This window comes from Pontibaca methylaminivorans (genome assembly GCF_900156525.1).
Classification (GTDB): domain Bacteria; phylum Pseudomonadota; class Alphaproteobacteria; order Rhodobacterales; family Rhodobacteraceae; genus Pontibaca; species Pontibaca methylaminivorans.
In genome coordinates, this window is the sequence record NZ_FTPS01000001.1 from 2085154 (window position 1) to 2109526 (window position 24373).

Here is a 24373-nt window from a genome sequence, read left to right on the forward strand (position 1 = left end):
ATCCGGGGGGAAGGCGGTAACGGTGTCTCGTCCTGCTTTCGGGTTGCGTGACTTGCGTCCGACCTTTCTCGCAGAAGCGGCAAATTCCCGCAAGCCGGGCCGAAGGATGCTGCAGGAAACGGCAGGGCCCCGCTAGTTCACCGCCGCATCGTCATGCAGGGAGCGCCGGCCGATTCGCGCGAGCGCCGCCCGCTCAGGTAAGCGAGGCCCTGCGCTGGGGAACGATCTGCTGCACGATGCCGGCAAAGAGCAGATAGAGGCTTGTCACCACGAGCCCCCAGTGCGCCCAGCTTTCGGGATGAAAATCGACCCAGGCGGCCCATCCGGCGAAAAAGGTCCAGGCGGCGGCCATGGGCAGCGACACCGCGCGCCAACGCTGCGTGCGCACCGGGTGGATGAACTTGAGCGGCAGGAACATCCCCACCGAGAGCACCGTGACCAGAACCAGCGTCAGCCAGAAGTTCGGCTCGAGCGCAAAGATCACCAGCACCACCATGTTCCAGCAGCCGGGAAAGCCGGAAAAGGAATTGTCCTTCGTCTTCATCCGCGTGTCGGCGAAATACATGGCGCTGGCAAAGGTGATGATGATGATCGCGAACCAGCCGGTCCAGCCGCTCATCAGCCCCGATTCGAACAGGGCGAAGGCGGGGATGAACACATAGGTCAGATAATCAATGATCAGGTCGAGCAGCACCCCGTCGAAGGTCGGCGCGTAACGCTTGACCTTGTAGCGCCGCGCCAGCGGGCCGTCGGCCCCGTCCACCGCGAAGGCGACGACCAGCCACAGGAACATCAGATCCCATTTGTCCTCGGCCGCCGCCAGCATGGCCAGCATGGCGAATACCGCGCCGGTTGCCGTCAGGAGGTGCGTTGCAAGGGCCTTGAATTGCGCTGTCATCAGCACCGTCGCTGTTTATGGAATCGCCGGGCGTGGTTCTCGAAGGCACCGAAACCGCGCATCGCGGCCGCACCGCGGCTCGGGATAGGTGACCAAATAGTGAAGTGCAAGGCCCCGCACGCATGAACCACCTGAAAGGAAAGCTCCGCGACCGGCGCCCCGCCCGACGGCGGACCGGGCGCGGGTCGCGGGTCGCGCTGCGTCAGCGGTCCTCGATGTCCAGATAGTCGCGCGCGCTCTCGCCCAGGTAAAGCTGGCGCGGGCGGCCGATCTTGTTCTGCGGGTCGGCGGTCATTTCCTTCCACTGCGAGACCCAGCCCACCGTGCGGCTCACGGCAAAGATCGGCGTGAACATCGAGGTCGGAAAGCCCATCGCCTCGAGGATGATCCCGGAATAGAAATCGACGTTGGGGAACAGCTTTTTCTCGATGAAATAGGGATCGGCCAGCGCCTGCTGTTCCAGTTCCTTGGCGACCTGGAGCGTCGGGTTGTTGTCGCAGCCCAGCAGTTCGAGCACCTCATCGGCCGATTTCTTCAGCACGTTGGCGCGCGGGTCGAAGTTCTTGTAGACCCGGTGCCCGAATCCCATGAGGCGGAACGGATCGTTCGGATCCTTGGCGCGGGCGATGAACTCCGGGATGCGGTCGGGGGTGCCGATCTGCTTGAGCATCTCGAGCGCGGCCTGGTTCGCGCCGCCATGGGCCGGCCCCCAGAGACAGGCGATGCCGGCGGCGATACTGGCAAACGGATTGGAATGCGACGACGAGGCAAGGCGCACGGTCGAGGTCGAGGCATTCTGTTCGTGGTCCGCATGCAGCATGAAGATCCGGTCCATCGCGCGCGAGAGAATCGGGTTCACCTCGTATTCCTCGGTCGGAACCGCAAAGCACATGCGCAGGAAGTTCGAGGCGTAATCGAGCGCGTTCAGCGGATACTGGAACGGCTCGCCGCGGGTATATTTGAAGGCCATGGCGGCGATGGTCGGCATCTTGGCAAGCAGGCGGATGCAGGCGACCTCGCGCTGGTGGGGATCGGAGACATCGGTGCTGTCGTGATAGAAGGCAGACATTGCGCCGACGACGCCGACCATGATCGCCATCGGATGGGCATCGCGCCGGAAACCGCGGAAGAAATAGATGATCTGCTCGTGCAGCATCGTGTGACGGGTGACGAGCACCTCGAAATCCTCAAGCTCCCGCGGCGAGGGCAGCCCGCCATAAAGCAGCAGATAGCACAGCTCGAGGAAATGCGATTTCTCGGCCAGTTGTCCGATCGGATAGCCGCGATGCAGCAGCACCCCTTCTTCGCCGTCGATATAGGTGATGCGGCTGTCGCAGCTTGCGGTCGAGGTATAGCCGGGGTCGTAGGTGAAGATGCCCGCTTCCGAGTAGAGCGAGCGGATATCCACGACATCCGGTCCGAGGGTCGGCGAAAGGAGAGGCAATTCGTAGGTCTTGCCATGAACGGTGAGCTTTGCTGTCTGCTTCTGGTCCGTCATTGATGTCCCTTTCTCTGAAACGCGGGCCGGGCGTACGTGCCGCCTCACCCGCGTGGACAAGTCTGCGCCGGTATCGTCCTGCAGACGGTGCCAGGCGGAAGCGGTATTATCCTACCATGGTTCAGGAGGAGCAACCCGCATCGGCAAGCCGGGCAAGGGTTTCCTCGCGCCCCAGCACCAGCATCATGTCGATGACCGAAGGTGTGACCGCCCGCCCTGCAAGCGCGGCACGCAACGGGGCGGCGAGGGCCCCGAACTTGATGCCAAGAGTGCTGGCCAGCGCCGCAAGGCCGGCTTCGAGAGTCTCGCGCGTCCAGCTAGCATCCTGAAGCGCGCGGGTCAATTCCGGCCACAATCCCCCGGGCGCGGCATGAAGCGCCTCGCGCGCCCGGGCGTCGGGATCGAGCGGACGCGCGGCCAGCGCGAAATGCGCCTTGTCGAGCAGATCGCCATAGCTGCGGGCGCGGTCCTTGAGGCAATACATGGCGCGCCCGAGCGCCGCGTTCCCGGCCGCGTCGAGCGGTGCCTCGCCACGCGACACCAGATAGGCATTCACGCCCTCGACCAGATCCGCGTCGCTCATGGCGGCAATGTGCCGCGCACTCAGATGGTCGAGCTTTTTCGTGTCGAAGCGTGCGGCCCCGCGCCCGATGCCGCCAAGGTCGAACCACTCGAGCGCCTCCTCGTCGGTGAAGAACTCGGCGTCGCCATGGCTCCAGCCGAGCCGGGCAAGGTAATTGCGCATGGCCGGGGCGGGATAGCCCATGGCGCGGTATTCCTGCGCTCCGAGCGCACCATGGCGCTTGCTGAGCTTCTTTCCGTCCGGGCCGTGAATCAGCGGGATATGCGCCCAGACCGGGGCCTGCCAGCCCATGGCGTCATAGATCAGCATCTGGCGCGCGGCGTTGTTCAGGTGGTCGTCGCCCCGGATCACATGGGTCACGCCCATGTCGTGATCGTCAACCACCACGGCCAGCATATAGACCGGCGTGCCGTCGCTGCGCAGCAGCACCATGTCGTCGAGCTGATCGTTGCGGAAGGTGACGTCGCCCTGCACGCGGTCGCGGATCACGGTTTCGCCCGTCTGCGGCGCCTTGATGCGGATCACGAAGGGCGCATCGGGATGAGTCGCCGGGTCGGCATCGCGCCAGGGGCTGCGGAACAGGGTGCTTTCCCCCCGGGCCCTTGCCCCCTCGCGGAAGGCGGCGATTTCGTCCTGCGTCGAAAAACACTTGTAGGCCCGTCCCTGCGCAAGCAGCGCATGGGCGACCTCGGCATGGCGGGGCGCGCGGGCGAACTGGCTGACCGGATCGCCGTCCCAGTCGAGCCCGAGCCAGGTCAGCCCGTCGAGAATCGCCTCGGTCGCCTCGGGCGTGGAGCGTGCGCGGTCGGTGTCCTCGATCCGCAGCAGGAATCGCCCGCCGCGCCCGCGTGCATAAAGCCAGTTGAACAGCGCCGTACGCGCACCGCCGATATGCAGGAACCCGGTCGGCGAAGGGGCAAAGCGGGTGACAACCGGATCTGACATGGGGCGCGTTTACCTTTCGGTAAGAGATGCGGATCTAGCTTGCTGTTATCTGCCGGTGTCTATCTGGCCGGGATGCGGGGGGCAAGCATGCGCATCTTGTGCATGACGGACCGGCTGTTGCTGGGCCAGCAGGGGCATCTTTTCCCCTGGGCGCCGGTCTGCCTCGCGGTCGGGATCGGCGGCTATTTCCTGCTCCCGTTTGAGCCGGCGGTCATGGCTCATGTGGTGGTGCTCGGCATCGGTGCGCTGTGCCTTGGCGCCGCGCTGGTCCGGCCCGGCGGGCTTGCCGCGCTCGGCTGGATTGCGGCGCTGGTCGCGGTCGGGTTCTGCCTTGCGGGTGCGCGCAGCCATCGCCAGGCCGCGCCGGTGATCGGCTGGCATTACTATGGCCCGGTCGAGGGGCGGGTGGTCGGCCTCGACCGCTCGGCCTCGGATGTGCCGCGCGTCACGCTGGATCAGGTCCGGCTGCGCCGCACCTCGCCCGACCGCCTGCCGGAGCGCGTGCGCATCTCGCTCCACGGGCCGGACGCCGAACTGCGCGCGGGGCAGCGGATCATGACCACCGCGAGCCTGTCGCCGCCCATGGGCCCGACCGAGCCCGACGGTTTCGATTTCCGTCTCGACGCCTGGTTCAAGCGGCTCGGCGCGATCGGCTATGCCCGCGGGCCGGTCGTGACCGTCGCACCGCCCGAGGCAAACAGCCTTTCGCTGCGCATCTTTGCCCTGCGCCGGATCCTGTCGGAGCGGATCACCACCGTACTGCCCGGCGATGTCGGCGGCTTCGCGACCGCCGTCACCACCGGGGACCGCAGCACGCTCGGGCAGGGGGCGGTCGAGGCGCTCCGGGCCAGCAACCTTGCGCATCTGCTGGCGATTTCCGGGCTTCATATGGGGCTTCTCGTCGGTTTTGTCTTTGCCGCGCTGCGCCTTTTCCTGTCGCTGGTCCCGCCGCTCGCGCTGCGGCTGCCGGTCAAGAAGGTCGCGGCACTCGGGGCGATGGCGGCGGCGAGCTTCTACCTCGCGCTGTCAGGAGCCAACGTGGCGACCGAGCGCGCCTTCGTCATGGCCATGGTGGCGCTCGGGGCGGTGCTGATCGACCGGCGCGCGATCTCGCTGCGATCGGTTGCCATCGCCGCGCTGATCGTGCTGGTGATGCGGCCCGAGGCGCTGCTCGGCCCGGGTTTCCAGATGTCCTTTGCGGCCACCACGGCGCTGGTCGCGGTTTTCGGCTGGTTGCGCGATGCCCCCTGGCGGGCACTGTCGGGATGGAAGCACCAGTTGTTCACGCTCGTGCTTTCCTCGACCGTTGCAAGCCTTGCCACGGCGCCGATCGGAGCCGCGCATTTCAACACGCTGTCGCATTACGGCCTGATCGCGAACCTGCTTTCGGTGCCGCTCATGGGGGTTCTGGTGATGCCGGCGGCGGTGGTCGCGCTTCTGCTGTCGCCGCTCGGGCTCGAATCGCTTGCGCTTTCGGTGATGGGATGGGGCCTGCGCTGGATCCTCCTGGTGGCGCATTGGGTCGCCGGATTCGACCATGCGCAGGGCCATGTGCTGCGCCCCATGGGCGCGGTGCTGCCCATGCTGGCGCTCGGGTCGCTCTGGGTGATGATCTGGCAGGGGCGCGGGCGGCTGTTCGGGGTGATTCCCGCCGTTGCCGCGCTCGTCCTCTGGGCCGGGAGCCCGCGGCCCATGGTCCTGATCTCGGACAGCGGCAGCCTCGTCGGTGTCATGACCGGGGCGGGCCGCGCGCTCAGCAAGGAGCGCGGCGCCGGCTTCGAGGCGCGCAACTGGCTTGCGGGCGACGGCGACGGGGCCGATCAGCCCCATGCAGCGGCGCGCTGGCCGGCTGCGGGTGATCCGGGCGGTGCGGCCGCGGATCCGGCGGACCAGAAGGGGGTGCGGATCATCGAAACCGAAGCGGGCGTCATCGCCCATGTGATCGGCAAGCGCGGGGCCGGGGCCTTCGGCGGCTGTCCGGTGCCGATGCTGGTCGTCACCTCGGTTCCGATGGAGCCGCGAGCGGGTTGCGACATCTACGACCCGCCCCGCCTGCGCCGGACCGGCAGCATCGCCCTGACCCCGGACGGAAGGATGCGGACCGCACGGGAGGCGGCAGGGCGCCGGCCATGGAGTGATCCGCCACGGCGCCGCGATCAGTAGCTTCGGATCAATCCGACGAGGCGACCCTGAATCCGCACCCGGTCCTCGCTGTACCGGCGCGTTTCATAGGCCGGGTTCGCCGCCTCGAGCTCGATCAGCCCGTCGCGGCGCTGGAAGCGTTTCAGCGTCGCCTCCTGTTCGTCCACGAGCGCGACCACGATGTCACCGTTCTGCGCCGTTTCCGTTTCGCGGATCACCACCACATCGCCATCGTTGATGCCAAGGTCGATCATGGAATCGCCCTTGACCTCGAGCGCGAAATGCGACCCCGCCGCCGAGAGCATCGAGCCCGGCACCGCAATCTGATGCGAAACCTCGCTGATCGCCTCGATCGGGACGCCCGCCGCGATGCGCCCCATGACCGGCAGTTCAAGCGCATGGACCGCGGCCATGTCCGGCATCGTTGCGCCGCGCCCTGTCGCCGTATGGCCGGGCGATGCGGGCGCCGGCGCTGGCGCGGCTGGGGCGGCCAGGGCATCCGGCAGGCGCAGGATTTCGATGGCGCGGGCACGGTGGGGCAGGCGGCGGATAAAGCCGCGTTCCTCGAGCGCGGTGATGAGCCGGTGGATGCCCGACTTGCTGCGCAGGTCGAGCGCGGATTTCATTTCGTCAAAACTCGGGGGGACGCCGTCGCGCTGCACGCGCTTGTGAATGAACGAGAGCAGGTCGAGCTGCTTTTTCGTGAGCATGGGCGCATTCCCTCCAGTCCGCGACTGGATTTGTTCTAGCGATGTTCACGATTTGTGTCAATCACCTTCCGCCCGGCTGATCGGCAGATAGCCGATGCTTTCGCCGGCGCGGCGCGGGGGATCGTGGGGCGGGCGCACGAGCAGGGCATTGGCCTGCGACAGCACCGTGAGCAGGGCGCTGTCCTGCCGGTCAAAGGCGCGGACCTCTCCGTTGCGGACGACGGCGCGCATGTAATGTTCGCGCGGCCCGTTGGCCGAAAGCGCCTCGGCAAGGAACGCCTGGCGCAGGTCGGGGACATGGCGGTCAAGGCCCAGCAGGATGCGGATCATGGGCGCGAGAAAGACGTGACCGCAGACCATGGCCGAGACCGGATTTCCCGGCAGGCCGACCATGGCCGCCGCGCCCATCCGTCCGGCCATGAGCGGCTTTCCGGGGCGCATCGCCACCTTGTAGAAGGCGCGCTCGAGCCCGAAACGCGCGGCGGCCTCTCCGACCAGGTCGTGATCGCCGACCGAGGCCCCGCCGATGGTCACGACAAGGTCCGCACCCTCGGCCGTCTCGAAGGCCTCGCGCAGCGATTGAAGCGTATCGCGCGCGATCGGCAGCAGCCGCGGTTCGGCGCCAAGCTCGCGCAGCATGGCGTGGAGCCCGAAACTGTTCGACGCGATGATCTGGTCGGGGCCCGGATCCTCGCCCGGCATCACGAGTTCATCCCCCGTGGACAGGACCGCGACGCGCGGGCGGCGGGTGACCGGCACGTCAGCGATGTTCATCGAAGCAAGCAGCGCGATATCGGCCGGGGTAAGGCGGCGGGGCGCGGAAACCGTGGCCCCGGCGGCGAAATCCGATCCGGCCGGGCGGATGTTGTGACTGGTGCCGGGGTCGGCGGTGATGGTCATCACGTCGCCATTCTGCTGCGTGTCCTCCTGGATGACCACGAAACCGGCGCCTGCGGGCAGGGGCGCGCCGGTGAAGATCCGCACCGCCTGCCCCGCGCCGAGAGGGCCGGAAAACCCGTGTCCGGCGGCGGATTCGCCGATCACCTTGAACATGGCGCCGCGAACGGCCTCCTCGGCGCGGATCGCATAGCCATCCATTGCCGAGGCATCGAACGGCGGCTGGGCACGGTTTGCCCGCAGGTCACGCGCCAGAACACGCCCCGATGCCTCGATCAGCGGCACTGTTTCGGCTGGCAGCGGCGCGACCAGATCGAAAAGCTGCGCGCGGGCTTCCTCGACCGGGATCATGGCGCCTCGTAACGGCCTGATTTTCCGCCCTCTTTCAGGGTGACCCGGATGCCGCCGATCTGCATCCCGCGATCCACCGCCTTGACCATGTCATAGACCGTGAGCGCCGCGGTCGAAACCGCCGTGAGCGCCTCCATCTCGACTCCGGTCTGCCCGGTGGTGCGCACGGTGGCCTCGATCCGCACGCCGGGCAGGGCCTCGTCCAGGTCGAGCTCGACCGCCACCCGGGCAATCGGCAGCGGATGGCAGAGCGGAATCAGATCCGCCGTCCGCTTCGCGCCCATGATCCCGGCCAGCCGCGCCACCGCAAGCACATCACCCTTGGCGGCCCGGCCCTCGCGGATCAGGTCGAAGGCCTCGCGGCTCATGCTGACATGGCCGCGCGCAGTCGCGGTGCGGGCGGTCACGGGCTTGTCGCTCACGTCGACCATATGGGCATCGCCCTTGGCATCGAAATGGGTGAGCGCCATCACATGCCCCCGGCGGTGCGCGGATTGGCCAGCAGTTCGCGCGTCGCGCCGGCCACATCCGTGCGGCGCATCAGGCTTTCCCCGATCAGGAAGCTGCGCACGCCGTAGCGGCTCAGTTCGGCCAGATCCTCGGGGGTGGACAGCCCGCTTTCGGCAATGATCGTCCGCTCGGCCGGCACCAGCTTGCTGAGCCGGCGGGTCACGTCGAGCGAGGTTTCGAAACTGTGCAGATCGCGGTTGTTGATCCCGACCAGCGGGCTTTCGAGCAGTTCCGCGCGTTTGAGTTCCTCGTCGGTATGCACCTCGATCAGCACATCCATGCCCCATTCCTGCGCCGCCGATTCAAGCTCGCGCGCCTCCTTGTCGCTGACCGCCGCCAGAATGATGAGGATGCAGTCGGCGCCGAGCGCCCTTGCCTCGGCCACCTGATAGGGATCGAACATGAAATCCTTGCGCAGCACCGGCAGATCGCAGGCGGCGCGCGCCTCGGTCAGATAATCAGGCGCGCCCTGAAAGCTCGGCCCGTCGGTCAGCACCGAAAGGCAGGCCGCGCCGCCTTCCGCATAGGCCCGCGCCAGCGCCGCCGGGTCGAAATCGGCGCGGATCAGCCCCTTGGAGGGGCTGGCCTTCTTGATCTCGGCGATCAGCCCGTAGCCGAGCTTGGAATGTTTGCGCAGGGCCTCGGCAAAGGGGCGCACCACAGGGGCCGCCGCCGCATCCGCCTCGACCTCGGCCAGCGGGCGGGCGGCTTTTGCGGCGGCGATTTCCTCGAGCTTGTATGCCTTGATGCGGTCGAGAACGGTCTCGCTCATGTCTTCTCCTGCGTGATGCGTGCCAGCGCCGCCAGTTTGTCCCGCGCGGCACCGCTGTCGATGCTTTCGGCGGCGAGCGCGGCCCCTGCGGGCAGGTCGGCCGCAACCCCGGCGACCACCAGCGCGGCGGCCGAATTGAGCAGCACCGCGTCGCGATAGGCCGAGCGTTCGCCGGCGAGCAGCGCCTGTAGCGCGCGGGCGTTTTCCTCGGGGGTGCCGCCGAGGATGTCCTCGAACGGGTGCACCGGCAGACCGGCATCCTCGGGGTGGATTTCGGCCTCGCTGAACTCGCCGTCCTCGAACCGGGCGACCCAGGTGATGCCGGTTATCGTCATTTCGTCGGTGCCGTCGCTGCCGTGGACCAGCCAGGCGCGCTCGGATCCGAGGCGGGCGAGCGTCTCGGCCATGGGGCGGATCAGGTCGCGCCGGAACACGCCGGTAAGCTGGCGTTTCACCCCGGCCGGATTGGTGAGCGGCCCGAGGATGTTGAAGATCGTGCGTGTGCCAAGCTCGGTGCGGCTTGGTCCCACATGGGCCATGGCAGGGTGGTGCATGGGCGCCATCATGAAGCCGATGCCGACCTCGCCCAAAGCCTTTTCGACATGCGCGGGCCCGATCATCACCTCGATGCCAAGCTGCGTCAGCGCATCGGCCGCGCCGGATTTGGAACTGAGGTTCCGGTTGCCGTGCTTGGCGACCGGCACGCCGGCGCCCGCTACCACAAAGGCCGTCGCGGTCGAGATATTGAGCGTGCCCTTGCCGTCGCCGCCGGTGCCGACGATGTCCATGGCGCCCGCAGGCGCGGCGACCCGGTGGCACTTGGCGCGCATGACCGAGGCGGCGGCGGTATATTCATCGACCGTCTCGCCGCGCGTGCGCATGGCCATCAAAAGGCCCCCGATCTGGCTGGGCGTCGCCTCGCCCTCGAACAGGATCGAGAATGCGCTCTCGGCCTCGGCGGTGGTCAACGGGCGCTCGGCCGCCGCCGCGATCAGCGGTTTGAGCCTCTCGCTCATGCGGGAACCGGCAGCATGTCGAGGAAATTCTTCAGCAATGCGTGCCCGTGTTCCGAGGCAATCGATTCCGGGTGGAACTGCACCCCGTGCACGGGCCGGTCACGGTGCGCAAGGCCCATGATCGTGCCATCGGCCAACTCGGCCGAAACGGTGAGGCAGTCGGGCAGGCTTTCACGCTCGACCACGAGCGAATGATAGCGCGTGGCGAGGAACGGCGAGGGCAGTCCGCTGAACAGACCTTCGCCGGTGTGGCGGATTTCGCCCATCTTGCCGTGGACGATCTCGTGACAGCGCACGACGCGTCCCCCAAAGGCCTGGCCGATGGTCTGATGCCCCAGGCACACCCCGAGCAACGGAATCCGCGCCTCGGCAGCGGCCAGCGTCAGATCAAGGCAGAGCCCGGCGCGATCCGGGTCGCAGGGGCCGGGCGAGAGCACGATGCCCTCTGGGCGCATCGCGAGCGCCTCGTCGACGCTCAGCGCATCGTTGCGGCGGGTGACCACATCGGCGCCGAGTTCGCCCAGATAATGCACCAGATTGTAGGTAAATGAATCGTAGTTGTCGATCAGCAGCAACATGATGGAATCGCCTGATAGGGGCTGGAGGCGTGCGGCCCGCTCGCGGTAAAGGATATGCACATACTTGTTCAGGCTTGGCCGGCATCGTCAAGGGCGCGCGCCTGCGGAATCCGGTGAAAACAGCAGGACGGAAGGAACGGGATGCGTGGTTTTCTTGGTGGTCTGGTTGGTGGAGCGATGCTTGTCGTGGCGGCGCTCGTGGCCTGGGTGTTTGTCACGGCGCTGATGTCGTCGCCGCCTGGCGGCCCCGGTAATCCGGCGGCGGGGACGACGGAAACGGCGGCAGGAACGGGCGAAGAAGCCGGGCCCGTGGCCGCCGAAGCGGATCCGGTCGAGGCAGGCCCGGCCGCAGCGGAGCCGGAGGCCCCTGCGGCGGAGCCGGAGGCGGCAAGCATTGCACCGGATTCGGGGCCGAACGCCGGCGCTGATGCAACCGAGGACAAGCCGCGCCTGCCGACCATTTCGCCCGACGCCCCGGCCGTTTCGCAGCCGCAACCGGATGCGCTCACCGATCATGAGACCATACCCGGCGAAGGCGGCCCATTGCGCTTTTCCGGTGGCAAGATGCCGGGGCGGACGTTTGAGCCGGATGCGTCGCGCCCGGCGCTCGCGGCGCTGCCCCGGCTCGACGGGGGGCGCGCGTCCGCCTCCACAACGCCCGGAACCCCGGCACGGCGCCTGACGGAGGAACCCGAAACCCCGCCGCTGCGGGGCGCGCTTGACGAGTTCGCCGCGCCCTTCAAAGGCGGCCGGGACCTGCCGCTCATGGCGCTGGTGCTGATCGACACCGGCAATGAGGGGCTCGCGGCGCTCGAAGGTTTTGCCCATCCGGTGACGGTCGCGATCGATCCCTCGGCGCCGGATGCGGACGAGCGGATGGGGGGCTATCGCGCCGCCGGGCACGAGGTGCTTGCGCTGATCGACCTGCCCGGGAACGCGAATGCAAGCGATGCCGAGGTCGCGCTCGAGGCCGGGTTCAGCCGGCTTTCGCAGGCGATCGGGCTGCTTGAGGGCGAGGGCGGTTTCTCCGGGCAGCGGGCACTGGTCGAACAGGTGGCGGCGCATCTTGCCGAGGACGGGCGCGGGATGATCCTGCGCCATGCCGGCCCGGCAGCGGCACTTGCTCCGGCGCGGCGCGCGGGCGTGCCGGCCGCGGGCCTGTTCCGCGATCTCGACGGGGCGGGGCAGGGGCCGGGCGCCATGCGCCGGTTTCTCGACCAGGCGGCGCTGCGGGCGGGGCAGGACGGCTCGGTGATCCTGCTCGGGCGCCTGCGGCCCGAAACGCTGGCGGCGCTCGACGGCTGGTTCGTGCAACAGCGCAGCGCCCGGGTGGCCCCGGCGCCGGTGTCGGCGGTGCTGCGCGAGGCCGGGGCAGGTGAGCCGGTGACCGGCAGGTGACGGAAGCGGGTCATGCCCGGTGTCCACCAGAAGCGTCCTCCTGCGATGGGTCCGCGCCGTGCACCGGCTACGGACGCGGGCCACTTGGCGCCGGATTCCCTTCAGGGTTGCTGGCGGGCCGGGCAACGGGAATATGCGTGTCGTTCCGTCATGACGGCTGCGCGCATCAGAACGGCCTTGCGTAAAGGCAGGACCGCCCGGCGAAGCGCGAGGGCAACGCCGGCGGTGCTGCGCTGAACATGGCGATGGCAGGGCCGGCCGGGGCCGGCTCTGCGGCGGTTGATGGTCAGCCCTTCCCGCTGCCGCCGGCAAAGCGGGCGGCGTCGGCTGCGGCGCGGCGGATCGCGTTCGACTTGTGCACCGTCTCCTGCCATTCCTTTTCCGGGTCGCTGTCGTGAACCACCCCGCCGCCGGCCTGGATATAAAGCGTCTGGTCCTGGATCAGCGCCGTGCGCAGGGCGATGCACATGTCCATGTCGCCCCCGGCACTGAAATAACCGACCCCGCCGCCGTAAAGCCCGCGTTTTTCGGGCTCCAGTTCGTCGATGATCTCCATCGCCCGCAGCTTGGGCGCGCCGCTCACCGTGCCGGCGGGCATGCCGGCAAAGAAGGCATCGAGTGCGTCCTTGTCCGGCGCCAGTTCGCCGACCACGTTGCTGACGATGTGCATGACATGGCTGTAGCGCTCGATCACGAAAGTTTCGGTCGGGTGCACGCTGCCGGTCGTGCAGACGCGGCCGCAGTCGTTGCGCCCGAGGTCAAGCAGCATGAGGTGCTCGGCGCGTTCTTTTGTGTCGGCAAGCAGTTCCGCTTCGAGCGCACGATCCTCCTCCGGGGTGGCGCCGCGCGGGCGGGTGCCGGCGATCGGGCGGATCGTCACTTCGCGGCCAAAGACCCGCACGAGGATCTCGGGCGAGGCACCGACCACCTGGAACCGTCCGAAGTTGAAATAGAACATGAAGGGCGAGGGGTTCGTGCGCCGCAGCGAACGGTAGAGCGCAAAGGGGGGCAGGCGGAATTCCTGCGCCCAGCGCTGGGCGGGCACCACCTGAAAGATATCGCCGGCGCGGATATATTCGCGCGCGCGCTCGACCGCCTGCAGATAGCCCTGCTTGGTGAAATTCGACACGGGCGGTGCGATCTCCGCCGCCTCGCCGATTTCGCGGCTGTCCTCGGGCAGCGGGCGATCCAGCGCCTGCAGCGCCTCCCGCAGGCGGGCGGTGGCGCGGGTGTGGGCGGTTTGAGCATCCACGCCGGGGCGCACCCAGACCGGGGTGACGATGGTGACCTCGCCCTTCACCCCGTCCAGAACCGCGATCACCGAGGGGCGCAGCAGCACCGCGTCGGGCATGTTCAGCGGATCGGGCGCGGCATGGGGCAGGTGTTCGATATGGCGCGCCATGTCATAGCCGAGATAACCGAACAGCCCCGCAGCCGATTGCGGCAGGTCTTCGGGCAGGTCGATCCGCGATTCGGCGATCAGGGCGCGCAGGTTGTCGAGCGGCTTGCCGCGCTCCTGCTCCCAGCCGTCCGGGTCGGTATCGGGGGTGCGGTTCACCCGGGAATCGGTCCCGTCGCAACGCCAGATCACGTCGGGTTTCATGCCGATGATGGAATAGCGCCCGCGCACCTCGCCGCCGGTGACGGATTCGAGCATGAAGGCGTTCTGCTCGGCGCCGGTCAGCTTCAGCATCAGCGAAACCGGGGTGTCGAGATCGGCGGCAAGGCGGGTATAGACCACCTGGCTTCGGCCCGCCCGGTAGGCGGTTTCGAAATCATTGAAAGTCGGGATCAGCTCCATGGTTCCCCCTAGCGGAAGCTGGATTGCACCGCGCTCAGCGCGCGTTCGTTGATCTTGGGATTGGCCCGTGCGAGCGCATCCCGGGCGAGCGCCTCGAAAAGCGCATTGGCAAGCGCCTGGTCGAGTTCGCCGCCAAGCCGGTCGCGCAGCGCGGCAAGGTCGTCGGAGTCGGCCGGCGGCAGCACCTCGTCAAGCTGCACCACCGCCACCTTGCCGTTGCCCGCGATGACGCGCGTCTCGCCCGGTTCCATCGCGAACACCTCGCCCATGAAGTGATCGGGCACCGCCTCGAGATAGGCGCTGCGGGTCAGGCCGGTCTCGCTCTGCACGTCGAGATCGCTGTCGGAAAGCGGCGCGTCCTCGCCGAGCGTGGCAATGATCGCCTCGCCCTGTTCGCGCAGGGCCGTGAGGCGCAACTGCGCCTTCAGCGCCCCGGCCACGCGGGCGCGGGCGTCTTCAAAGGGTTCGGGACGGGGCGGCAGCACCTCTTCGAGTTCGATGGCGAAGATGCTGCCATCCTCGAGTTCGGCAATCTCGGGGTAGTCGTCGCTGCTGACCTCGGCCGCGGCGTCGCGGAACGCTTCGTAGCCGGCGACACCGTCGCTGCTCTGCCGGGTCCAGTCGATGGTGCCGATTTCCATGCCCGCATCCTCGGCGAGTTCCTCGAGCGTCGCGCCGGCGGCGAGCATGTCGTCGATCTCGTGGGTGCGGGATTCGATCAGCCGCGCCGCCCGCGCCCGCACCAGTTCATCGCGCAACTCGCCTTGAACCTCGTCAAAGGGCACCTCATGTGCCTCGAGCCGGCCGTTCACGCGGTAGAGCGCCGGGCCGAGCGACGAGGGAAGCGGCCCCACCACATCGTTGATCTCGGCGTCAAAGACCGGCTGCGCGGCCTCGCCCAGATCCTCACGCGTCATATCCCCGAGATCGACATCCGCAAGGTCGAGTCCGCGCGATTGCACCAGCGATTCGAACGTGGTTCCGCCGGTTTCCAGCTGTGCCCTGGCCGATTTCGCCGCGCTTTCGTCGGGAAAGACCAGCCGCTCCACAAGGCGGCGCTCCGGCTGGCGGAATTCCGATGCGCGCTCGTCATAAAGCCGGTGCAGCGCCTCCTCGTCCACGTCGATCTCGTCGCGCAGCATCAGCGGCGAGAGCAGCACATAGGTCAGCCGCTTGGTCTCGGGCAGCGAGAAATCCTCCTGATGCTCGTCATACCATGTCTTCAGGTCGGCGGCTTCGGGCTCGGGCAGGGGATCGACCAGATCGTCATCGCCGAGCGCGGCCCAGCTGAAGCTGCGCCGCTCGGCCAGGTAGCCGGTGATCGTCTCTCCCATCAGGGGCGGCATCCCGACCCCGGCGATGATCGCCGCCTGAAGCATGGTGCGGGCGCTTTCATTGCGCAGATCCTGTTCGAATTCGCTTTCGCGCAGGCCCGCCTGCTGCAGGGCAAAGCGATAGGCATCGCGGTCGAACCGGCCGTTCGATCCCTGGAATGCCTCGATGTTCATCACCTCGCGCCCGAGCGTCTCGTCACCGATGGAAATTCCCATGCGGGTGGTTTCGTTGTCGATCGCGGCAAGGGTGACGAGCTGGCGCAGCACCTGCTGATCCAGCCCCATCTCGCGGACCCGGCTCATGGGCAGGGGGGTGCCGGTCCCCGCCTCGATGGCGCGGATCTCGCGCTGGAGTTCGCGGCTGTAGGCATCGACGCTTACGCTTTCGCCGCCGACACTTGCGACGGTGCGCGCCTGCCCGGTGATATTGGTCGCGCCAAAGCCTGCAAGGCCCAGCATCAGGAACCCCATCAGGATCCAGACCAGCGTCCGGGAAAAGGATTTGATACGCGCCGCCATGGTGTCCTCCGCCAGAATGACCGGAAACTGCGGGTCTCGGGCCGCGCCCTGTCTATGTCGCGCCCGCGGTCACGGCAAGCGTGGCTTTGCGTCGAAAACGCCCTAGCGCGGATTGCGGAAGGGTTTGACGTATTGCAGCGCCATGTCCCAGGGAAAGAAGATCCACGTGTCCTGGCTGACCTCGGTCACGAAGGTATCGACCGCGGCGCGCCCGGCGGGTTTCGCATAGACGGTGGCGAAATGCGCCCGGGGCCAGAGCCGGCGCACAAGGCCGAGCGTGCGGCCGCTGTCGACAAGGTCATCGACGACCAGGATGCAGCTGCCGTCCCGGACCAGATCCGCATCCGGGGCTTTCAGGAGCGTCGGCTGTGCCTGCGTCTGGTGGTCGTAGGACCGCACGCTGACCGTATCAATGGTGCGGATGCCGAGTTCGCGCGCGACGATCATTGCCGGCACGAGCCCGCCCCGCGTCACCGCGACCAACGCGCGCCAGCACCCGTCATCCGGGCCCGTGCCGTCAAGGCGCCAGGCCAGCGCGCGCGAATCCCGGTGCAACTGGTCCCAGCTGACGTGGAAACCTTTTTCGTGCGGAAGGCGCCCGGCGTCGGAGCCGTTCATCGCCTATCCCCTGGTGATGTCGGGGGCATCCACCGCCTTCATGCCGACCACGTGATAGCCCGCATCCACATGCAGAACCTCGCCCGTGGTGCCGGCACCCAGATCCGACAGCAGATAGAGCGCGGCATTGCCCACGTCCTCGATCGAGACGTTGCGGCGCAGCGGAGAGTTGTGCTCGTTCCATTTCATGATGTAGCGGAAATCGCCGATGCCGCTGGCGGCAAGCGTCTTGATCGGGCCGGCGCTAATCGCGTTCACGCGGATGTTGTCGCGGCCCAGATCCTCGGCCATGTAGCGCACGCTTGCCTCGAGCGCGGCCTTGGCCACACCCATGACGTTGTAATGGGGCATGACGCGTTCGGCGCCGTAATAGGTCATGGTGAGGGCAGAGCCGCCCTGCGTCATCATCCGCGAGGCCCGCTGCATCACGGCGGTAAAGGAATAGACCGAAATATCCATCGACATGGCGAAATTCGCCCGGCTCGTGTCGATGTAGCGGCCGCGCAGTTCGTTCTTGTCGGAAAACCCGATGGCATGAACCAGGAAGTCGAGCGTTCCCCATTCCTGTTTCAGGCTTGCGAACAATGCCTCGACGGAGTCCTCGTCGCTCACGTCGCAGGGCAGGACGATCCGGCTGCCAAGCTGCGCCGCCAGCGGATCGACCCGTTTCTTGAGCGCGTCGCCCTGATAGGAAAAGGCGAGTTCGGCCCCGGCGTCGGACAGCGCGCGGGCTATCCCCCAGGCGATGGATTTATCGTTGGCCAGCCCCATGATCAGGCCGCGCTTCCCCACCATCAGCTGATTGGGCATCTGCACACTCCGCATGTTTTCCTGCACGGAGATGTCCTTTAGGCGATTGCCCATGCGGCATCAAGAGCACGGTCTTGCCGCCTGCCGGCGCTTTGCCTAGCGTAAGCGGACAACGGGCATGAGGGAGCCGGAAAATGAGCGATCGCAGCGGGATCTTTGCTGGCGATGATCCGTTCGCAATTGCGCGGGACTGGCTGGAAGAGGCGCGGAAAAGCGAGCCCAACGATCCGGACGCGATTGCGCTTGCCACCGTGGACGAGGCCGGATTGCCCAATGCCCGCATGGTTCTGCTGAAGGCGATCGAAGCCGAAGCCTTTGTCTTTTATACAAATTACGGCAGCACCAAGGCGCGCGAGCTTGACCTGGGCGGCAAGGCCGCCTTCGTGATGCACTGGAAATCCCTGCGCCGGCAGATTCGGGTGCGCGGGCTCGTTACGCGCGAAGAGGGCGAGGCGGCGGACCGCTATTTCGCCTCGCGTTCGCTCAAAAGCCGGCTCGGCGCCTGGGCCTCGCGCCAGAGCCAGCCGCTCGCGAACCGGGCCACGCTGATGGGAGAGGTGGCGCGCATCACCGCACGGCTGGGCGTGAATCCGCCGCGGCCGCATTTCTGGGGTGGCTACCGGCTGGTTCCGCTCGAGATGGAGTTCTGGGCCGACGGTCCGTTCCGCCTGCACGACCGTTTTGTCTGGAAGCGGCCGAATCCCGACAGGGAGTGGTGCATCAGGCGGCTGAGCCCCTGATGCACTTGCAAGCTGTATTGTACATTATTGTTCTCCAATGAGTTAATGTGCTTGAAATTTGTGCAGAAAGTTGCGCAATTCGTCGCCGCGGGTGATTCATCCGATGGAACTGGGCAGAAAATGGCTGATGAGCAAGATTTAATTCACGTTCGCGGGATCGTGAAGTGGTTTGATCCATCCAAGGGGTATGGTTTCATCGTCGCCGAGGCGGGCAGCGGCCTTCTCCCCGAGGATATCCTGCTTCATGTCAGCGTGCTGCGGAACTTCGGCCAGAGTTCGATCGCCGACAGCTCCCGTATCGAGATCGAGGCAAGCCGGACGGATCGCGGCATCCAGGCGGTGCGGGTGCTGTCCATTACGCCCCCGGCCCGCGACGAGACGCCGGCCCTTTCGGATTTCGCCGATATGGATCAGGACGAGATCCGTGCCGCGCCGCTGGAGCCTGCCCGGGTCAAATGGTTCGACAAGTCCAAGGGCTTCGGCTTTGCCAATGTGTTCGGCAGCCAGGAAGACATCTTCGTTCACATCGAAGTGCTGCGCCGGTCCGGCCTTGCCGACCTGCTGCCGGGCGAGGCGATCAGCCTGCGTGTGGTCGAGGGCCGGCGCGGGCGTATGGCGGCCGAGGTGGTCACATGGGAAGCCGCCGCACAGACCATCGAAAGCGGGCAGAACGACGGTTGAAGCTGCGCCGTCCCCTGTTCCGCCTTCTGTCTGTTATCAGTGCGGCCATCATTGCGCCCGTCCTTGCCGCCGCCGTTGCCGCGCCGCTCGCCGCCCAGTGCAGCCCGGAGGAGGTCACCCTGCGCGGCGACTGGGGCGAGGTGCGCCTGGCGGTGGAGCTCGCCGATACACCGCAATCGCGCAACCGCGGCCTGATGCACCGCGAGACCCTGCCGGCCCGGGCCGGGATGCTGTTCCTCTATGACGAGCCGCAGCCGGTCAGTTTCTGGATGAAGGACACGCTCATTCCGCTCGACATCCTGTTCGCGGACCGCAGCGGGCGGATCACCCGTGTGCATCACAAGGCCATACCGGGCGACCTGACCCCGATTCCGGGCGGAGACGCGGTTTTCGCGGTGCTCGAGATCAATGGCGGGCTGGCGCGGGCCTGGGGAATCGGACCCGGCAGCGAGATGCGCCATCCGGCCTTTGCCGGTGGTCCGCCCGCCTGGCCCTGCGCGCCCGCGCCCGCGTCGGCAAGGTGACGGCACGCCGGACCCGCATCGCCGCCGCGGGCCTCTTGTCGCCGGAAAATCGCCGGGCCGGCGCGGCAGGACTTTCCAAGCGCGGACAGGGCGGCTAGAGATGGCCCCGGTCCGGGGCGTGGCGCAGTCTGGTAGCGCACCTGTTTTGGGTACAGGGGGTCGTGAGTTCGAATCTCGCCGCCCCGACCAAGCCGTTTTCTGACGATAGCCGGGGCATCCGTCCGTCCGGGTCACGATCTGCCCTCTGGGTGCCGCCGCGTCCGGGCCCGGTCGGCCAAAGGTCGGCCTTGGCCTTTTGCGGCTATAGCAGGTCGAGAACGCGTTCGCTCATGTGCCCTGCCACCTGCCGGGCCGCATCGCCCCGATCGCTCCAGTCGTCCGTAACCTCGCCGCGATAGCCCGCCCGCGCGTGGTCCAGCGTCGCTGCATACGGCGCGGAGAGGCGGGGAACGGCCCACCGGGCGGCGGCATCCTTGGTGACGAACTGTCCCGTGCTCGCCGTGTGCCACATCCGGGCCAGCGTGAGCAGCACGTTCCGCTCGTCTGCGTGCAATCCATCCAGCAGGGCGGGCAGCGCATCGCGCATGGCCCGGCGAATCCGCTCCGGCGGAACTTGCGGCAGCAGCTTGTCCGCTGGTGGTCCAAGCAGGGCAACGGCCTCTTCGCGGGCCTGTGCGATCAACAGCGAATACTCGGGATCGCGCCCGGGCATCGGGCTCCCGCCCGCCTCGAAGGCCTCCCGCAACCACTCGCCATAGACGAACTCGGCCCGCGCCGGATAGTCGTCAGCGGCAAGGTCAGGGCGGCGGAATATCAGGACCTCAAGGCAGCGCGGGGCACCGGCAACGGGCGGATGGCGGCCGGACAGGCGCAGCAGGTCCAACAACAGGTGACGGCGCTGGCTTGCGGTCAATTCGGAGTCGACCACGGCAAGGAAGTCGATATCGCTTTGCGGCCGGAGCCCGCCGGTCACGGCGGAGCCATGCAGATATACACCGAGCAGCGCATCGCCGAGATGACGGCGCAAGAGATCCGGAACCGTCCGCACCTGGTCCGTTCGAAGGGGCATTTCGGGTGTCTGCTGCATGATGGTCTTTTAACCGGCATGGCGCGTCATCGAAAGCTCGACAAGGGGCGTCGGTGCCGGCCCGAAGCCGACCCCATCTGATTGCAGGGGTCGGCAAGGGGTCGGCAGTGGCCGAAAGGATCCTGCCGGTTCTTCCGCCGCCCTTGCATCCTGCGGCGTCCTGTCACGCGGGCGGGCGCAGGAGAAGCGGCTTTTCCCTTGCCTTTTCATGCCTGTGCCGCTGATGTTGGGCGCAGCCTGCCCGGATGCGAGGGCGATCCCGCCCTGCGGCGCCGCCGGGGCGGAGCCGGTTCCGCCGGTGGGTGGGGCGGCGAGACGAGACATGCAGCCAGCGGCCCCCCGTGTCGCAAGCCAGCGAGCGGCGAATGCCATGAAATCCTTCTCCCGATCCGATCTTTCCCTTGCCCTGTCGATCCTCGCGGGGCTTGGCCTTGCCCTCGCCGCTGCGGGGCTCTGGCTGCCGGTGCCGGGCCCTGCCGGCTGGCTGGCCGGGGCGGGGCTCGTCATCGTCTACCTTGCCGGCGGGCTGCCGGCCGGTTGGCGCGCGCTCGGCGAATTGTGGCAGCGCCGGGTGCTCGACATCGACCTGCTGATGGTGGTTGCGGCCATCGCCGCGGCACTGGTCGGCGCGCCGTTCGAGGGCGCGGTGCTCCTGGTGCTGTTCAGCGCCGCCGGTGCGCTCGAGGACCGCGCGCTCGGCCGTGCCCGGCGCGCGATCGAGGCGCTGATGAGCCTGCGGCCCGAGACCGCGCTGCGCCGCAGCGGCGATGGCGGGGTGCGCGAAATCCCGGCGGCGGACCTTGTGCCGGGCGATGTGGTGATTCTGCGCCCCGGCGCGCGCGTGCCGGCCGACGGCACCGTGAGACAGGGGAGCGGCGGCATCGACGAGGCCAATATCACCGGCGAATCCATGCCGGTGAGCAAAGCGCCGGGAGACGCGGTTTTCGAGGGCACCGTGAACCTTGACGGCGTGCTCGATGTCACCGTCACCCGCGCCCTGAGCGACAGCACCATCGCCCGCATGATCCGGCTGGTGACCGAGGCCCAGGCCGCCCGCGCGCCCTCGGAGCGCTTCAGCGACTGGTTCGGGCAGCGCTATACCATCGCGGTGATGCTGGGGGCGGTGCTCGCCTTTGCCGGATTCTGCTGGGCCGGCCATGACTGGCATGGTGCGCTCTACAAGGCGGCGACGCTTCTTGTGGCGGCGAGCCCCTGCGCCATCGTGATTTCGGTGCCGGCGGCGATCCTCTCGGCGCTCTCGGCGGCGGCCCGCGGCGGCGTGCTGTTCAAGGGCGGTGGTGCGCTCGAAACACTGGCAAGAGCCGAGACATTCGCCTTCGACAAGACCGGCACGCTGACCACGGGCCGCGCGCGCATAACCGGAATCGCAAGCCTCGACGGGGACGAGGCCGGGTTTCTTGCGCTGCTCGGCGGTATCGAGGCCCAGTCCGAACACCATATCGCCGCCGCGATCCGCCGCGAGATCGAGGAACGCGGCCTGCAGCCGGTCCCGGTGGAGGACGTGACCGCGTTTCCCGGCAAGGGGCTGACCGGGCGGGACGGAATTGGCGCGCTCTGGGCCGGGAACGCGGCCTTTGCCAGCGACATGGGGGCGAAGGCCGATGATGCGCGCTTCCGGCCCCTGACCGACGCTGCCGGAACGGTGGTCTTTCTGGGTCGGGGGGCGCGCATTCTCGGTGCGGTCAGCCTTGCGGACGAGCCGCGCGGCAGCGCGGTTGCGGCGCTGGCAGCCCTGCGGCAAAGCGGTGTGCGCCGCATCGTCATGATGACCGGCGACCGCCGCGCGGTCGCGCTGCGGATCGGTGCCGCGCTCGGGTTCAGGGCGCCGGCGATCCATGCCGACATGCTGCCCCAGGACAAGGTGGATGCCGTGGCCGCGCTCGGCGCGCAGGGCCATGTCGCCTTTGTCGGCGACGGGGTCAACGATGCGGCCGCGCTGGCCCGGGCCGACATCGGCATCGCCATGGGCGCCGGCGGGTCCGAGGTGGCGGTGCAGGCCGCCGACGTGGCGCTGCTTTCCGAGGATCTGGAGCGTCTCGCCCATGCCCATCGCCTTGCGCGGCGCACGGCGCGGATCATTCGCCAGAATCTCGCGCTCGCGATCGGTGCCATGGTGGTGCTGGTCACCGGCGGGCTGTTCTTCGACCTGCCGCTGCCCCTCGCGGTGATCGGCCACGAAGGCGGCACCGTGCTGGTGGTGCTGAACGGGCTGCGCCTGCTGCGCGACCCGATCCGCGAGCCGGGCCGCGCCGCCCCGGCGCAGCCGCCATGCGCGCCCGAAGCGCCCGCGCCACCCGCCCTGCCGTCCGCGGCGCCGCGCGGTTAGGGCCGCCGCGCCGAAAACCGGCGCCGCACGCAGGCCGCACCGATCACCGTCAGGGCCTTGGCAGCATGAGCGCCCGCGAAAGGGCACAATCGCGCGCCACATCCCTGCCGCAGGCGCGCGGCTCCAGTTCGCGCGTGAGGCAAAGGCGGACCTCGGCGATCAGGTCGCCGCGGCAGGTGACGCTCAGCATGTCGGCGGTGATGCCGGGATTGGCCTTGAGGAACGCCTCTTCCACGACCGAGGCGGGCAGGCGCACGGGCTTGCGCAACTGGTCAAAGACCGGCGGCAGCGTGATTGCGTCATGGGCGGCCCGGGAACGGGCGAAATACTCTGCCGCCGACAGGCCGCTGCAACTGCCGTGTTTGCGCCATTGATGCCAGGCAAGCCCGGCGCTGCCCATGATGTCGGCCATGGCGGCGGTCATGCGGCGCGGGGGCGGGCGCTCGGCGCTTTGGCACCAGGCCGGATAGCCGCGCTCGTGCTGGGGCCAGAGCCCGTGCAGGATCCAGCCGTGTTCGCGGTCGCATTGGTCGGCCCCCCTTGCCTCGCTCTCGGCCGCGCACCAGTTCGGTGACCAGGAAAGCGCCAGAATGTAGTAATCGAAAGCCCCGGCCCGGTCGTTTCCGGCGGCGGTCGGGGCGGAAAGCGCAAGCGAAAGGAACAGCGCCGCCGCGATTCGCCGGATTGAGGTCTTTCCATGGCGCCTCGGCGCCCGTATATATGCCATCAGTCCCCCGACAATGGTAACCCGCCCTTACCAGCAGGGCCGCCGGCAAGCCAGGCACCAGGAAAGATATGAGTCAAGGAGCGAGCGAAGAAATGGCAAAACCGATCATGGCCCGAGCGACCGCCGTCTGGCTGGTCGAGAACACCACCCTCACCTTCAAGCAGATTGCCGATTTCGTCGGCATGCACGAACTTGAAGTGCAGGGGATTGCCGATGGCGACGTTGCCGCGGGGGTCAAGGGTTTTGATCCGGTGTCGAACAACCAGCTGACCGAGGACGAGATCAAAAAGGCGCAGAAGGATCCCCGGCACAAGCTGAAGCTCAAGTTCAACCCGGCCGCGGTCGGTGAGGAAAAGCGGCGCGGTCCGCGCTATACGCCGCTGTCCAAGCGGCAGGACCGCCCGGCGGCGATCCTCTGGCTGGTCAAGCTACACCCGGAACTGAGCGACGGCCAGATCGGCAAGCTGATCGGCACCACCAAGCCCACGATCCAGTCGATCCGCGAGCGCACCCACTGGAACATCGCCAACCTGCAGCCGATCGACCCGGTGGCGCTCGGCCTGTGCCGGCAGACCGAGCTTGACGCGGCGGTCCAGAAGGCGAACGCCCGCAAAGAGGCCGAGGGCACGGCGATCAGCGATGACGAGCGCCGCAAGCTGATGAGCACCGAGGAAAGCCTTGGCGCCGCGCCCGAGCCGCGCATCCCGACCGCGATCGAGGGGCTCGAGACCTTCACGCTCGGGGGGTCGAAAAAGGATGAGGACGAGGAGGACAAGCGCGACGTTTCCGATGCCGAGAGCTTCTTCAACCTGCCGCGCGGCGATGATGCGGACGACGAGGACGACGACGGCCGCTGAACAGGCCGGAGGCGTTTGCAAGAGCGCGGC

At 67.8% G+C, this 24373-nt stretch carries 22 protein-coding genes and 1 tRNA gene; 8 read left to right on the forward strand and 15 right to left on the reverse strand.

The window, feature by feature from the left end; all coding sequences use genetic code 11:
• Positions 1-193 precede the first annotated feature (193 nt).
• The 3 genes from B0B01_RS10145 to gltX all read right to left on the reverse strand — a co-directional run bounded on the left by B0B01_RS10145 (position 194) and on the right by gltX (position 3924).
• Positions 194-898 (reverse strand): CDP-alcohol phosphatidyltransferase family protein, encoded by a 705-nt coding sequence (locus B0B01_RS10145; protein WP_076649753.1) that lies wholly within the window; start codon positions 896-898, stop codon positions 194-196.
• Between the two features lie 202 nt (positions 899-1100).
• On the reverse strand, positions 1101-2396 hold the full coding sequence (locus B0B01_RS10150) for a citrate synthase (RefSeq protein WP_076649754.1): 1296 nt from the start codon (positions 2394-2396) through the stop codon (positions 1101-1103).
• A 121-nt stretch (positions 2397-2517) separates the two neighbouring features.
• A complete protein-coding gene (gene gltX / locus B0B01_RS10155; RefSeq protein ID WP_076649755.1) occupies positions 2518-3924 on the reverse strand; it encodes a glutamate--tRNA ligase in 1407 nt (468 codons plus the stop codon).
• 87 nt (positions 3925-4011) lie between these two features.
• Here gltX and B0B01_RS10160 point away from each other — a divergent pair, with 87 nt between their 5' ends.
• Positions 4012-6087, forward strand: coding sequence for a ComEC/Rec2 family competence protein (locus tag B0B01_RS10160; protein ID WP_076649756.1), 2076 nt, complete (start codon positions 4012-4014; stop codon positions 6085-6087).
• Here the strand turns inward: B0B01_RS10160 and lexA are convergent.
• Genes lexA through B0B01_RS10190 form a run of 6 tightly spaced genes read right to left on the reverse strand, consistent with a single transcriptional unit; the run spans position 6081 to position 10900 of the window.
• The gene (lexA, locus tag B0B01_RS10165) at positions 6081-6776 is read right to left on the reverse strand and encodes a transcriptional repressor LexA (RefSeq protein ID WP_076649757.1); all 696 of its coding nucleotides are present in this window, start codon (positions 6774-6776) and stop codon (positions 6081-6083) included. The two genes, B0B01_RS10160 and lexA, sit on opposite strands and share 7 nt — an antisense overlap.
• A 57-nt stretch (positions 6777-6833) precedes the next feature.
• A complete protein-coding gene (locus B0B01_RS10170) occupies positions 6834-8024 on the reverse strand; it encodes a molybdopterin molybdotransferase MoeA (protein ID WP_076649758.1) in 1191 nt (396 codons plus the stop codon).
• Positions 8021-8494: a cyclic pyranopterin monophosphate synthase MoaC gene (gene moaC / locus B0B01_RS10175; protein ID WP_076649759.1), complete on the reverse strand. Its 474-nt coding sequence runs from the start codon at positions 8492-8494 to the stop codon at positions 8021-8023. The genes B0B01_RS10170 and moaC overlap by 4 nt, the downstream gene beginning before the upstream one ends.
• Positions 8494-9306 carry an indole-3-glycerol phosphate synthase TrpC gene (gene trpC / locus B0B01_RS10180; RefSeq protein ID WP_076649760.1) on the reverse strand — a complete coding sequence of 271 codons (813 nt, stop codon included), beginning with the start codon at positions 9304-9306 and terminating at the stop codon, positions 8494-8496. The genes moaC and trpC overlap by 1 nt, the downstream gene beginning before the upstream one ends.
• Positions 9303-10322, reverse strand: a complete 1020-nt coding sequence (gene trpD, locus B0B01_RS10185) for an anthranilate phosphoribosyltransferase (protein WP_076649761.1) — start codon at positions 10320-10322, stop codon at positions 9303-9305. Before trpD ends, trpC begins: the two co-directional genes overlap by 4 nt.
• Positions 10319-10900, reverse strand: a complete 582-nt coding sequence (locus tag B0B01_RS10190; protein WP_076649762.1) for an anthranilate synthase component II — start codon at positions 10898-10900, stop codon at positions 10319-10321. Before B0B01_RS10190 ends, trpD begins: the two co-directional genes overlap by 4 nt.
• Positions 10901-11041: 141 nt before the next feature.
• On the opposite strand from B0B01_RS10190, the gene B0B01_RS10195 reads away from it, so the two are divergent.
• Complete coding sequence (locus B0B01_RS10195) at positions 11042-12298, forward strand: divergent polysaccharide deacetylase family protein (protein WP_143733042.1); 1257 nt, start codon at positions 11042-11044, stop codon at positions 12296-12298.
• 286 nt (positions 12299-12584) lie between these two features.
• Here B0B01_RS10195 and trpE read toward each other — a convergent pair whose 3' ends face one another.
• From trpE to fabI, 4 genes are all read right to left on the reverse strand, one after another.
• A complete protein-coding gene (gene trpE, locus B0B01_RS10200) occupies positions 12585-14099 on the reverse strand; it encodes an anthranilate synthase component I (protein WP_076649764.1) in 1515 nt (504 codons plus the stop codon).
• Between the two features lie 8 nt (positions 14100-14107).
• Positions 14108-15952 carry a SurA N-terminal domain-containing protein gene (locus tag B0B01_RS10205; protein ID WP_076649765.1) on the reverse strand — a complete coding sequence of 615 codons (1845 nt, stop codon included), beginning with the start codon at positions 15950-15952 and terminating at the stop codon, positions 14108-14110.
• Positions 15953-16054: 102 nt separating this feature from the next.
• The gene (gpt, locus tag B0B01_RS10210; protein ID WP_076649766.1) at positions 16055-16570 is read right to left on the reverse strand and encodes a xanthine phosphoribosyltransferase; all 516 of its coding nucleotides are present in this window, start codon (positions 16568-16570) and stop codon (positions 16055-16057) included.
• A gap of 3 nt (positions 16571-16573) precedes the next feature.
• Positions 16574-17380, reverse strand: coding sequence for an enoyl-ACP reductase FabI (fabI, locus tag B0B01_RS10215; RefSeq protein WP_076650178.1), 807 nt, complete (start codon positions 17378-17380; stop codon positions 16574-16576).
• A 134-nt stretch (positions 17381-17514) separates the two neighbouring features.
• Here fabI and pdxH point away from each other — a divergent pair, with 134 nt between their 5' ends.
• The 4 genes from pdxH (at position 17515) to B0B01_RS10235 (ending at position 19514) form a co-directional block, all read left to right on the forward strand.
• Complete coding sequence (gene pdxH, locus B0B01_RS10220; protein ID WP_076649767.1) at positions 17515-18120, forward strand: pyridoxamine 5'-phosphate oxidase; 606 nt, start codon at positions 17515-17517, stop codon at positions 18118-18120.
• Between the two features lie 120 nt (positions 18121-18240).
• Positions 18241-18801: a cold-shock protein gene (locus tag B0B01_RS10225; RefSeq protein WP_076649768.1), complete on the forward strand. Its 561-nt coding sequence runs from the start codon at positions 18241-18243 to the stop codon at positions 18799-18801.
• A 35-nt stretch (positions 18802-18836) separates the two neighbouring features.
• A complete protein-coding gene (locus B0B01_RS10230) occupies positions 18837-19325 on the forward strand; it encodes a DUF192 domain-containing protein (protein ID WP_407675281.1) in 489 nt (162 codons plus the stop codon).
• Positions 19326-19437: 112 nt separating this feature from the next.
• Positions 19438-19514: transfer RNA gene (locus tag B0B01_RS10235), tRNA-Pro, on the forward strand.
• 112 nt (positions 19515-19626) lie between these two features.
• Here B0B01_RS10235 and B0B01_RS10240 read toward each other — a convergent pair.
• Positions 19627-20412 carry an aminoglycoside adenylyltransferase family protein gene (locus tag B0B01_RS10240; protein WP_200805417.1) on the reverse strand — a complete coding sequence of 262 codons (786 nt, stop codon included), beginning with the start codon at positions 20410-20412 and terminating at the stop codon, positions 19627-19629.
• 370 nt (positions 20413-20782) lie between these two features.
• On the opposite strand from B0B01_RS10240, the gene B0B01_RS10245 reads away from it, so the two are divergent.
• Complete coding sequence (locus B0B01_RS10245; protein WP_083946163.1) at positions 20783-22759, forward strand: heavy metal translocating P-type ATPase; 1977 nt, start codon at positions 20783-20785, stop codon at positions 22757-22759.
• 49 nt (positions 22760-22808) lie between these two features.
• On the opposite strand, the gene B0B01_RS10250 is transcribed toward B0B01_RS10245, so the two are convergent.
• Complete coding sequence (locus B0B01_RS10250; protein ID WP_143733043.1) at positions 22809-23486, reverse strand: ribonuclease T2 family protein; 678 nt, start codon at positions 23484-23486, stop codon at positions 22809-22811.
• 92 nt (positions 23487-23578) lie between these two features.
• Here B0B01_RS10250 and B0B01_RS10255 point away from each other — a divergent pair, with 92 nt between their 5' ends.
• The gene (locus B0B01_RS10255) at positions 23579-24343 is read left to right on the forward strand and encodes a DUF1013 domain-containing protein (RefSeq protein ID WP_076649770.1); all 765 of its coding nucleotides are present in this window, start codon (positions 23579-23581) and stop codon (positions 24341-24343) included.
• The last annotated feature ends 30 nt before the right edge of the window (positions 24344-24373 follow it).

Excerpts from the sequence above, each read along its gene's own strand:
- B0B01_RS10145 (WP_076649753.1), bottom strand. The coding sequence starts at position 898 with ATGACAGCGCAATTCAAGGCCCTTGCAACGCACCTCCTGACGGCAACC.
- B0B01_RS10150 (WP_076649754.1), bottom strand. The coding sequence starts at position 2,396 with ATGACGGACCAGAAGCAGACAGCAAAGCTCACCGTTCATGGCAAGACC.
- gltX (WP_076649755.1), bottom strand. The coding sequence starts at position 3,924 with ATGTCAGATCCGGTTGTCACCCGCTTTGCCCCTTCGCCGACCGGGTTC.
- B0B01_RS10160 (WP_076649756.1), top strand. The coding sequence starts at position 4,012 with ATGCGCATCTTGTGCATGACGGACCGGCTGTTGCTGGGCCAGCAGGGG.
- lexA (WP_076649757.1), bottom strand. The coding sequence starts at position 6,776 with ATGCTCACGAAAAAGCAGCTCGACCTGCTCTCGTTCATTCACAAGCGC.
- B0B01_RS10170 (WP_076649758.1), bottom strand. The coding sequence starts at position 8,024 with ATGATCCCGGTCGAGGAAGCCCGCGCGCAGCTTTTCGATCTGGTCGCG.
- moaC (WP_076649759.1), bottom strand. The coding sequence starts at position 8,494 with ATGGCGCTCACCCATTTCGATGCCAAGGGCGATGCCCATATGGTCGAC.
- trpC (WP_076649760.1), bottom strand. The coding sequence starts at position 9,306 with ATGAGCGAGACCGTTCTCGACCGCATCAAGGCATACAAGCTCGAGGAA.
- trpD (WP_076649761.1), bottom strand. The coding sequence starts at position 10,322 with ATGAGCGAGAGGCTCAAACCGCTGATCGCGGCGGCGGCCGAGCGCCCG.
- B0B01_RS10190 (WP_076649762.1), bottom strand. The coding sequence starts at position 10,900 with ATGTTGCTGCTGATCGACAACTACGATTCATTTACCTACAATCTGGTG.
- B0B01_RS10195 (WP_143733042.1), top strand. The coding sequence starts at position 11,042 with ATGCGTGGTTTTCTTGGTGGTCTGGTTGGTGGAGCGATGCTTGTCGTG.
- trpE (WP_076649764.1), bottom strand. The coding sequence starts at position 14,099 with ATGGAGCTGATCCCGACTTTCAATGATTTCGAAACCGCCTACCGGGCG.
- B0B01_RS10205 (WP_076649765.1), bottom strand. The coding sequence starts at position 15,952 with ATGGCGGCGCGTATCAAATCCTTTTCCCGGACGCTGGTCTGGATCCTG.
- gpt (WP_076649766.1), bottom strand. The coding sequence starts at position 16,570 with ATGAACGGCTCCGACGCCGGGCGCCTTCCGCACGAAAAAGGTTTCCAC.
- fabI (WP_076650178.1), bottom strand. The coding sequence starts at position 17,380 with ATGCCCAATCAGCTGATGGTGGGGAAGCGCGGCCTGATCATGGGGCTG.
- pdxH (WP_076649767.1), top strand. The coding sequence starts at position 17,515 with ATGAGCGATCGCAGCGGGATCTTTGCTGGCGATGATCCGTTCGCAATT.
- B0B01_RS10225 (WP_076649768.1), top strand. The coding sequence starts at position 18,241 with ATGGCTGATGAGCAAGATTTAATTCACGTTCGCGGGATCGTGAAGTGG.
- B0B01_RS10240 (WP_200805417.1), bottom strand. The coding sequence starts at position 20,412 with ATGCAGCAGACACCCGAAATGCCCCTTCGAACGGACCAGGTGCGGACG.
- B0B01_RS10245 (WP_083946163.1), top strand. The coding sequence starts at position 20,783 with ATGAAATCCTTCTCCCGATCCGATCTTTCCCTTGCCCTGTCGATCCTC.
- B0B01_RS10250 (WP_143733043.1), bottom strand. The coding sequence starts at position 23,486 with ATGGCATATATACGGGCGCCGAGGCGCCATGGAAAGACCTCAATCCGG.
- B0B01_RS10255 (WP_076649770.1), top strand. The coding sequence starts at position 23,579 with ATGGCAAAACCGATCATGGCCCGAGCGACCGCCGTCTGGCTGGTCGAG.